This window comes from Pricia sp., from assembly GCF_041745955.1.
Classification (GTDB): Bacteria; Bacteroidota; Bacteroidia; order Flavobacteriales; family Flavobacteriaceae; genus Pricia.
In genome coordinates, this window is sequence record NZ_JBGTHY010000225.1 from 1 (window position 1) to 8,549 (window position 8,549).

The 8,549-nt window shown below is 44.5% G+C and carries 10 protein-coding genes and 1 pseudogene; 6 read left to right on the plus strand and 5 right to left on the minus strand.

Annotated features, from left to right (window positions below; all coding sequences use genetic code 11):
• Positions 1-8 precede the first annotated feature (8 nt).
• From ACEW8S_RS08220 to ACEW8S_RS08240, 5 genes and pseudogenes are all read right to left on the minus strand, one after another.
• Positions 9-620: a hypothetical protein gene (locus ACEW8S_RS08220; RefSeq protein WP_373517680.1), complete on the minus strand. Its 612-nt coding sequence runs from the start codon at positions 618-620 to the stop codon at positions 9-11.
• A gap of 140 nt (positions 621-760) precedes the next feature.
• Positions 761-1,081 carry a hypothetical protein gene (locus ACEW8S_RS08225; RefSeq protein WP_373517689.1) on the minus strand — a complete coding sequence of 107 codons (321 nt, stop codon included), beginning with the start codon at positions 1,079-1,081 and terminating at the stop codon, positions 761-763.
• 84 nt (positions 1,082-1,165) lie between these two features.
• Positions 1,166-1,789 (minus strand): annotated as a pseudogene (locus ACEW8S_RS08230) (IS4 family transposase); the annotation flags it as partial.
• A 419-nt stretch (positions 1,790-2,208) separates the two neighbouring features.
• Positions 2,209-2,511, minus strand: coding sequence for a helix-turn-helix domain-containing protein (locus ACEW8S_RS08235; RefSeq protein WP_373517681.1), 303 nt, complete (start codon positions 2,509-2,511; stop codon positions 2,209-2,211).
• Positions 2,498-2,839 carry a type II toxin-antitoxin system RelE/ParE family toxin gene (locus ACEW8S_RS08240; protein WP_373517682.1) on the minus strand — a complete coding sequence of 114 codons (342 nt, stop codon included), beginning with the start codon at positions 2,837-2,839 and terminating at the stop codon, positions 2,498-2,500. The genes ACEW8S_RS08235 and ACEW8S_RS08240 overlap by 14 nt, the downstream gene beginning before the upstream one ends.
• Positions 2,840-3,274: 435 nt before the next feature.
• Here ACEW8S_RS08240 and ACEW8S_RS08245 point away from each other — a divergent pair, with 435 nt between their 5' ends.
• The 6 genes from ACEW8S_RS08245 to ACEW8S_RS08270 form a co-directional block, all read left to right on the plus strand.
• Positions 3,275-3,685, plus strand: coding sequence for an Rrf2 family transcriptional regulator (locus ACEW8S_RS08245; protein ID WP_373517683.1), 411 nt, complete (start codon positions 3,275-3,277; stop codon positions 3,683-3,685).
• A 337-nt stretch (positions 3,686-4,022) separates the two neighbouring features.
• A complete protein-coding gene (locus ACEW8S_RS08250; RefSeq protein ID WP_373517684.1) occupies positions 4,023-4,286 on the plus strand; it encodes a DUF2061 domain-containing protein in 264 nt (87 codons plus the stop codon).
• Positions 4,287-4,297: 11 nt separating this feature from the next.
• A complete protein-coding gene (locus ACEW8S_RS08255) occupies positions 4,298-4,921 on the plus strand; it encodes a phosphoadenosine phosphosulfate reductase family protein (protein ID WP_373517685.1) in 624 nt (207 codons plus the stop codon).
• 94 nt (positions 4,922-5,015) lie between these two features.
• Complete coding sequence (gene cysD, locus ACEW8S_RS08260) at positions 5,016-5,915, plus strand: sulfate adenylyltransferase subunit CysD (protein ID WP_373517686.1); 900 nt, start codon at positions 5,016-5,018, stop codon at positions 5,913-5,915.
• A gap of 185 nt (positions 5,916-6,100) precedes the next feature.
• The gene (locus ACEW8S_RS08265; RefSeq protein WP_373517687.1) at positions 6,101-7,348 is read left to right on the plus strand and encodes a sulfate adenylyltransferase subunit 1; all 1,248 of its coding nucleotides are present in this window, start codon (positions 6,101-6,103) and stop codon (positions 7,346-7,348) included.
• A gap of 23 nt (positions 7,349-7,371) precedes the next feature.
• Positions 7,372-8,549, plus strand: a 1,178-nt coding sequence (locus ACEW8S_RS08270; protein WP_373517688.1) for a nitrite/sulfite reductase, incomplete at its 3' end; no start/stop codon positions are given.

Consider the following 8,549-nt stretch of genomic DNA (forward strand, 5'->3'; position numbering starts at 1 on the left):
TAATCGCCCTAATTTTTACAGTGTTGTACCACGTTTTTTCCGGTCAATTGGTAATTAAGTCCGATGACCCAAATGAGCCCTAATGCAAATGTTATTTTTTGGATGAACGGTAAATATTCGATCATTTGACCGCTGTAATAGATGTAATTGTTCAGGGCCAACAAAATAATGCACACTTTTCCGGTCAATTTAAATAGTTTCATTTTGCTTTTATAAATCTCCAGGATAATGCCGGTTAAAACGACCACTCCGAATATACTGGAAAGAAGAGTCATCAAATCGTGGTATTCTGTAAAAATTAGGGCTGCTAAAATCATAGTTACCGTTCCAAAGGTTTGAATCGTAATTCTCCAAATTCGATTGGTCGCAAATTTTCTGGCAAATTGTATAAAGAATAGCATTAGACTAATGCAGAGGATAATCATTGCGGAAATAGCGAATTGTCTTGCCGGATTTATCTGGCCGTTCATTCCTTTTTCGTTCATCAGGTTGCACCAATAATTATTGATCCAATCAAATCCGACCGAGTTCAAATCCGCTATCAATCCTCCAGGATACTGGGTCGATGAAGCCGTTGTTGAACGAATCCTCCCTACCGGTCGGAAGCCTTTCCAGAGCAAAGTACAACATTTCCTATATTTATGATACACTTAAAATTTACCGTTATGTACAAAAAAAAGTAAAACAATAGTAGCGACCGCTATCGCAGAAGTTCCGGGCTTTGAAAACCTTTGCGGGAAATTAAGAAAGAGTTTTTCGATCAACGGCAAGGCCGAGAGCACCTTGAACAACTACACGCGGTGACCTCGATGGCCCAACGGGTGGAATATATCCTGTAGGCCCTTTCGAAGGTCAGGTCCGTGTCCGTGGTCAGCAGGCCGTGCCATTTTCCCCTTTTCGAGGTCTTGGAAAAGAATATCCTCACCTCGATGCCCTTGAAGTCCACGACGGCCCCGCCGTAATAGAGCCCGGTCGCCCTGGAACGCCGGGTCTTCTTGGACTTCCTCAAAAGGTTTACCAACTGTTTGGCGGAGAGGGACTTTTCCCCGTACCCGTACTTGGTCGTGCCCATCTTGATCATCCCCAGCAAATGGCAGCCGATCCTGCGGGCCTTGACGAACCTTGCCAGTTCGTGACAGGTGAACCAACTGTCGACCAGCAGGTAGTCGAACCGTACGCCCCGGGCGATGGCCGTGCGCAGCATCGCGATCATGTTCCCGATCTTGGTGGAGAAATATTCCCGGTGGCGCTTTGCGCCATGGCCGTCCGCCGCCCTTTCCTTGGAGAACCTCTTTTTCCCCTGGGCGACGGTAAGCCCGTAGGGCCGTTTCCCGTTCTTGCCCTTTTCCCCGTGCAGCGAGAAGTCCAGCGCGAAAAGGCTCTTGCCGTCGTGGTATGCCATGAACAGCCCCTTGAAAGCCAGCAGGCTGCTATGGGACACGTGGGAATATATCCTGCCGATCAGCTCGATGGACCGGCCCGTCTTGGGCAGGTCGGTGTCGTCGACTATCAGGCAGCGCGGCGCGCCTCCCCCCGCCGGGGCCTGCGACCTGTCGCCCGTCCCCTTGATCAGTTTACCGGCGATGCCATAGTTCAGGGAGCGCCAGTCGATGCCCCCGTTGTTCAGGAGACGGTAGAACACGTCCCTGCCACAGGAAAGGATGCCGTAAAGGGACGATCTCCCGTAATGGTACGAATCCTTTATCCCGAACAAAGGGAACAGTAACAGCAGGACCAGTTTGTCATGGCCCCGATAGCGGACGTTGACCGCGTCCCTGCCCAAATACATGTTTCCCTGATAATGTCAATGAACCTATGATCTTAAAAATTGTGTGCATCGCTTTTTCGTTTGTGGTAAAAAAGCCGTTTATCTCCGAAAGTATTGTATTATCTTTATGTCGCAGCATATCGTTTGTTTTTTGTTTAGCGACTTAAAGTTACTGAAAGCCAGTGACTTAACAAACAAAATATGCTGCTTTTTCTCTCATTTTCAACGTGTTATGTTACTTGCGAAAGTTGAATAACTTATAATCATACGGATGCCGGTGACGTTCCCATTTTCGGATCGATCACACATAGGATGCGGAGCTAGTTATTTAAAAAGAAAAAAAGGTGGTTTAAAGCAAAAAAGAAAATATTGATTAACTTTAGAGAACTGGAATAGGGCTTTTCATAGGATACATTGTTACCATTAGTTCGCCCCCGCCGCTAAATGTCCAGCGACAGTTTTAGATGTCCACCAAGTCCTTCTCTTATGATTCGCATCAATGTTGACAATCGAATATCACTTGCATTGTTTTCAATACGGGAGATATAGCTTTTAGTAGTCCCGACTTTTTCTGCGAGTTGCTGTTGGGTCAATTGTTGTTTTTTCCGGGCCTCTTGGATAAGTACTCCTATTCTAAATGTCTCAAAGTCCTCCTCGAATTTTTGTCGGTTCAAAGTCCCTTTTTTCCCGTACTGTTCGTCCAAATGGTCGTCGAAGGATGTAATTCTTTTATCTGTTTTCATAATACTCCTTTTTTAGTTTTTCTGCTTTCTTTATTTCTTTTTTCGGTGTTTTCTGTGTCTTTTTTTGAAATCCGCTCAATAGAACTACTAGGTTGCCCTTATCGAAAAAGCAGAAAATCCGATAGATTCCGTTGCCCGCCGAAACCCTTATTTCCCAAAGCCCGTCGGTGTTCGTGAGGTGTTTGAAATGATTTTCTGATACGAACTGGGTCGTCTGTATCAGCAAAAGTGTCCAATCGACTTTTTTTCTGACCTTAACCGGTTGCTTGTCGTAAAAATCCTTGAAATAGTTTTTGTAAAATCCGATCTTTCTTTTGAATCCGCTCAATCTTGAAATAGGTTAAATGATAGACAAAGTTAGCTAATCGGATAACAATTTCAAAACTAAATGTGATTTTTTCGATGTCAGGAGGATATTTTAGGAATTGTTTGACAACAACATTATATGCGTACCGGTACGCATATTTCTATTTTGGTATTACGAATTTAAGCATTTTAATAAAGAAAGGTAGTCCTATAAAACGGCCGTTTTACGGAACGACCCGATTGCAAAGTAAACATATCGGTTCCAGTTCCATTCGTCGTTCTTTTAAGTAGTTCCGGTAGTTCACCTTTTACGTTACCAAATCGTAAGATAAATTTCGGGTACTGAACCCTTTCCTATAGAACCACATCGATTTTCAAAATTCCCATATAGATTTGCCAATGAGCAACTGCCCACCGACACTGTCTACAGATAACTCTTTTTCCCTATCTTAGCGACATGCTCTCCAAAAAGACAAAATACGGCCTAAAAGCCCTTACTTATCTAGCCTCCCAAAAGGAAAACACTCCGGTGCAGATCGCTGAAATCGCGGAAAATGAAAATATCTCCCAGAAATTTTTGGAAAGTATTCTGCTTTCCCTCCGTAAATCCGGATTTTTGGGTTCTAAAAAGGGAAAAGGTGGGGGATATTATCTCATTAAAGAACCCAAGGAGATATTGATGACCGATGTCATGCGCATCCTCGAAGGCCCGATTGCCATGGTGCCTTGCGTGAGCCTCAACTTTTACGAAAAATGTGACGACTGTCCCAATGAGGCTGTTTGTTCCGTGAACAAACTGATGCTCAAGGTCAGGGATGCAAATTTGGATGTGTATCGTAATAATACCTTGGCTGATTTAATTATTTAGTCTTTTGTCATTCCCCGTTCCATCCATCCATCCTTCCTTCCTTCCTTCCTTCCTCTATTCCAGGGATTGATTGTCCTCTTATATGCTGATAACCATATCAGCAAAATTCCTCTAATCCGTAAAAATCGCGGAAAATATGCCCTATCCCACATAATCATCCCTTCAAAAATCCTTGAATACGATGAAAAATTAATAAATAATGTCCCCTAATTCTATCAATCTACTAAATCTATGGGGCAGTTAGCAATTTTTATAATAATTTTTTGGGCTGCACAATATTTTCGCCCTATTTTTGTTTACTCTATTAAGTTGATGGGGTAATTAGATTTGTGAACAGATGATCGTAGACCAACTGATTTTAGATAAGGGCGCATCCAAGAAAAAATTTGCCGAGCACCAAAAATCCGAGCAGCCCGTTCGCAGTATCGCCAAAGCGATAAGCTGGCGGGTGATAGGTACTTTAGATACGCTTTTTATTTCGTATTTGCTGACCGGCGAGGCAGCTATCGCAGCATCAATAGCTTCCATCGATTTTGTGACCAAAATGTTCCTGTACTTTTTTCACGAACGCATCTGGAACAATATCGGATGGGGCAGATAAAATTTTACACTATGGGATTTTCTCAAGAATCGATCAAAAGACTGAACGGACAGTTCAAAGGTATTCCTCCGGAAGAAATTATTTCGTGGGCGATAAAGCACGCTACTGCTCCTGTGGTGACCACGAATTTCCGTCCGTATGAGGTGGCTATTTTGAACGCTGTTTCTGATGTTAAAGCCGATGTTCCGGTCATCTGGTGCGATACGGGGTACAATACGCCCAATACATATAAACATGCTGAGGCTCTTATTAAAAGGTTGAAGCTGAACATCGACCTGTACGTGCCCCGGCAGACCACGGCACAGCGGGATAGCGTGATGGGAATTCCCCAAATCGACGACCCGAAGCATGCCGAATTTACCGAGCAGGTAAAACTGGAGCCTTTTCGAAGGGCGATGGCGGCGCACAAACCGGATGTTTGGTTTACCAATCTGAGAAAAGGGCAGACCGCGTTACGTGATTCCTTGGATATTTTAAGTCTAAGTAAGGATGGTGTGTTAAAGGTGAGTCCTTTTTACTATTGGAGCGATACCCAATTGAATGCCTATTTGAAACAATATAATCTGCCTAACGAACTCAACTATTTCGATCCGACGAAGGTTTTGGAGAACCGGGAATGTGGGTTGCATACGTGAAAGAAAATAGAAAAGGAGAATAGACGAAAACTAGACTCCTAAACCAATACACTTTTTTGCGCTTGAACGTGATACTTGAACTTGAACTTTTTCTATGAAAGATACTTCCCATATCAACGCCCTGGAGAACGAGGCCATCTATATTTTTCGCGAGGTGGCGGCGCAGTTTGAGAAGCCGGTGCTTTTATTTTCCGGTGGAAAGGACTCGATTACACTGGTGCGTTTGGCACAAAAGGCCTTTTGGCCGGCCAAGATTCCCTTTCCGTTGATGCATATCGATACGGGACACAATTTTCCGGAAACTATCGAGTTTCGGGACAGGCTGGTCGAGGAATTAGGATTGGAGCTGATCGTTAGAAACGTTCAGGATTCCATTGATCAAGGGAAGGTCAAGGAAGAATCCGGAAGGTATTCCAGCAGGAATTCCTTACAGACCACCACGTTATTGGATGCCATCGAGGAATTCAAGTTCGACGCCTGTATCGGTGGTGCAAGACGTGATGAGGAAAAGGCCCGAGCCAAGGAACGTATTTTTTCGGTACGCGATGATTTTGGCCAATGGGACGAGCGCAACCAGCGCCCCGAACTCTTCGATATGCTGAACGGCCAGATCGAATTGGGACAAAACGTTCGTATTTTTCCGATTTCAAACTGGACGGAACTTGACGTTTGGTCCTATATCAAGGAAGAAGAAATTGAAATCCCATCCATATATTTTGCCCACAAGCGAAAGGTGTTTATGCGTGACGGATTGATTTGGTCGCATTCCGATTATGTTTTTCAGGAGGATGATGAAGAAGTTTTGGAACGTATGGTTCGATTCCGTACAGTCGGCGATATGAGCTGTACGGCCGCCGTATTTTCGGAAGCCTCCGATATCGAATCCGTCGTCGCCGAAATCCGGGATTCCACCATCTCCGAACGCGGCGCCCGAATCGACGACAAACGCTCGGAATCGGCCATGGAAAAAAGGAAGCAGCAAGGGTATTTTTAGTTGGAAGTGAGGAGTGAAGTGAGAAGTTAGAGGTGAAAAGTAATAGGTGAAAAGTGAGCAGTTAAGGGTAAATAGGAATTAGTGAACATTGAATAACCACTGATTCAATAAATCAGTAAACAGTTGGTAGCGGCAGTACGATACAAATACTAATTACTAGCTACTAATTACGAACCACTTGAAAAATGGAAGTTTTAAAAATAGCAACGGCAGGCAGTGTAGACGACGGCAAGAGTACCTTGATAGGTAGGCTGCTCTACGACACAAAATCCTTGACCACCGATAAACTGGAGGCCATCGAAAAAAGAAGTAAGAAAAACGGATATGATTATTTGGATTTCTCCTTGGCTACCGACGGACTTGTAGCCGAGCGCGAGCAGGGCATCACCATCGATGTGGCCCATATCTATTTTTCCACTAAGAAAAAAAGCTACATCATCGCCGATACCCCCGGTCATGTCGAGTATACCCGTAACATGGTAACGGGAGCATCTACCTCGCAGGCCGCCATCATTTTGATCGATGCCCGAAAAGGGGTGATTGAGCAGACCAACCGGCATTTTTTTATCAATAACCTGCTTCGGGTCAAAGAGGTTATCGTAGCTATCAATAAAATGGATCTCGTCGATTTTTTCGAAGGGAGATACAATGAGATAAAAGCCGATTTTGAGCAATTGATGGCCAAACGCGAATATGAAGATCAAAAAATCACCTTTATACCCGTCAGTGCCCTTAAAGGGGATAATGTGGTCAATCGATCTAAAAATATGACTTGGTACAAAGGCGAAACTTTGTTAGAACACTTAGAAGGTCTAGATCTTGCAGCGGTTTCCAATGTGGGAACTCCACGTTTTCCGGTGCAATACGTTATCCGTCCGAAAACGGATAAGTATCATGATTTTAGGGGTTTTGCTGGAAAAGTGTACGGTGGTGAGCTGAGTGTCGGTGATGAAGTCGTGGCGCTTCCATCCCAAACACGTTCCAAAATAAAGGAAATTTATTTCCACGATAAAAAATACCAGACCGCTTCTAGGCGTTCATCGGTAACGATAACCTTGGAAGACGAAATCAACCTGAGCCGCGGCGATATGTTGGTCAAGGCGAACGATCTGCCTACCATCGATAAGCAGTTCACGGCAACGATATCCTGGATGGATTCTGAAAATCTTATCCCCGGAAAGAAATATGTAGTGCAGCACGGCGTTAATAAAGTCTTGGCCAAGGTCAATACCATCAACCATAAAATACATCCCGATTATTCCGGAATCGATGAAAAGGCCGATAGTCTGGGTATGAACGATATCGCAGAGGTCACCTTTAAGTTGAACAAACCGATATTTTATGATCAGTTCAAGAAACATCGTACCAACGGTTCGTTTATTTTGATCGATACGCAGTCCAATAATACCGTAGGCGCAGGGTTCATCCATTAATCCAATATCTAGAATCTAATAAAATGCAAAGTTTCCGAACAGAAATAGAAAACCCGATAGTCGAAAAGGACATCCTCGAACTGGATAGAAAAATCCACGAGTTCAAGGAAGGCAAACTGGACGAGGAAAAATTCCGGAGCCTCCGATTGGCGCGTGGCGTCTACGGCCAGCGTCAGGAAGGCGTGCAGATGATCCGTATTAAATTACCCTATGGCAAAGTATCGTCCAAGCAGTTGCATCGAATTTCCGATGTTTCCGATGAATACTCCCGGGGACGCCTCCACATAACTACGCGGCAGGACATACAGATCCATTTTGTCGACCTCGACCGCACGCCTGAACTTTGGGCGCAGTTGGAAAAAGACGATGTCACCCTTCGCGAGGCTTGTGGAAACACGGTACGGAACGTCACCGCCAGCGAAACCGCAGGTATAGATAAAGACGAACCTTTCGACGTTTCCCCCTATGCGGATGCCCTTTTCAACTATTTTTTAAGGAACCCCATCAGCCAAGAAATGGGCCGAAAGTTTAAGGTATCCTTTTCTGCCAGTGATGCCGATACGGGATTATCCTATATGCATGATCTAGGATTTATTGCCAAGATAAAAGACAATGTAAGAGGATTTAAAGTCATGTTAGGTGGCGGATTGGGTTCCCAGCCCCGACATGCCGATGTGCTTTTCGAATTCCTTACTTCGGATAAAATAATTCCCCTGATGGACGGCGTTATCCGCGTTTTCGACCGCTACGGCGAACGCAAGAGCAGGGCCAAGGCACGGATGAAATTTTTAGTGAAGGATATCGGCCTCGACGGCTTTAAGGAATTGTTGGAGGAAGAACAAAAGGCCATACCTTACCATACGTTTCCCATTGACGCGGATGCTTATCCAAAGGTAAAAATAGCAGAGACGGAAGCTCCCAAAACCAGCATTTCCGATACGGAGACTTTTGAAAAATGGAAATCCACCAACCTCGTTTCCCAAAAACAGGAAGGTTATGTGGCCATCGGCATCAAGGTTTTATTGGGCGATTTTTATACGGACAAGGCACGTTTACTGGCCGATCTGGTCGGCAACTATGCCGCTGGGGAAATCCGTTTGTCCTTACGACAAAACATTTTGATTCCCTATGTGAAGGAAGAATCGCTTGCTTTCTTTTATACCGAACTGCAAAAACTTGGGTTTACGGAAATCGGTTACAA

What these genes read in the sequence shown, in the direction of transcription:
- ACEW8S_RS08225 (WP_373517689.1), bottom strand. Translation starts at nt 1,081, where the DNA reads ATGATCAAGATGGGCACGACCAAGTACGGGTACGGGGAAAAGTCCCTC.
- ACEW8S_RS08235 (WP_373517681.1), bottom strand. Translation starts at nt 2,511, where the DNA reads ATGAAAACAGATAAAAGAATTACATCCTTCGACGACCATTTGGACGAA.
- ACEW8S_RS08245 (WP_373517683.1), top strand. Translation starts at nt 3,275, where the DNA reads ATGCTCTCCAAAAAGACAAAATACGGCCTAAAAGCCCTTACTTATCTA.
- ACEW8S_RS08250 (WP_373517684.1), top strand. Translation starts at nt 4,023, where the DNA reads ATGATCGTAGACCAACTGATTTTAGATAAGGGCGCATCCAAGAAAAAA.
- ACEW8S_RS08255 (WP_373517685.1), top strand. Translation starts at nt 4,298, where the DNA reads ATGGGATTTTCTCAAGAATCGATCAAAAGACTGAACGGACAGTTCAAA.
- cysD (WP_373517686.1), top strand. Translation starts at nt 5,016, where the DNA reads ATGAAAGATACTTCCCATATCAACGCCCTGGAGAACGAGGCCATCTAT.
- ACEW8S_RS08265 (WP_373517687.1), top strand. Translation starts at nt 6,101, where the DNA reads ATGGAAGTTTTAAAAATAGCAACGGCAGGCAGTGTAGACGACGGCAAG.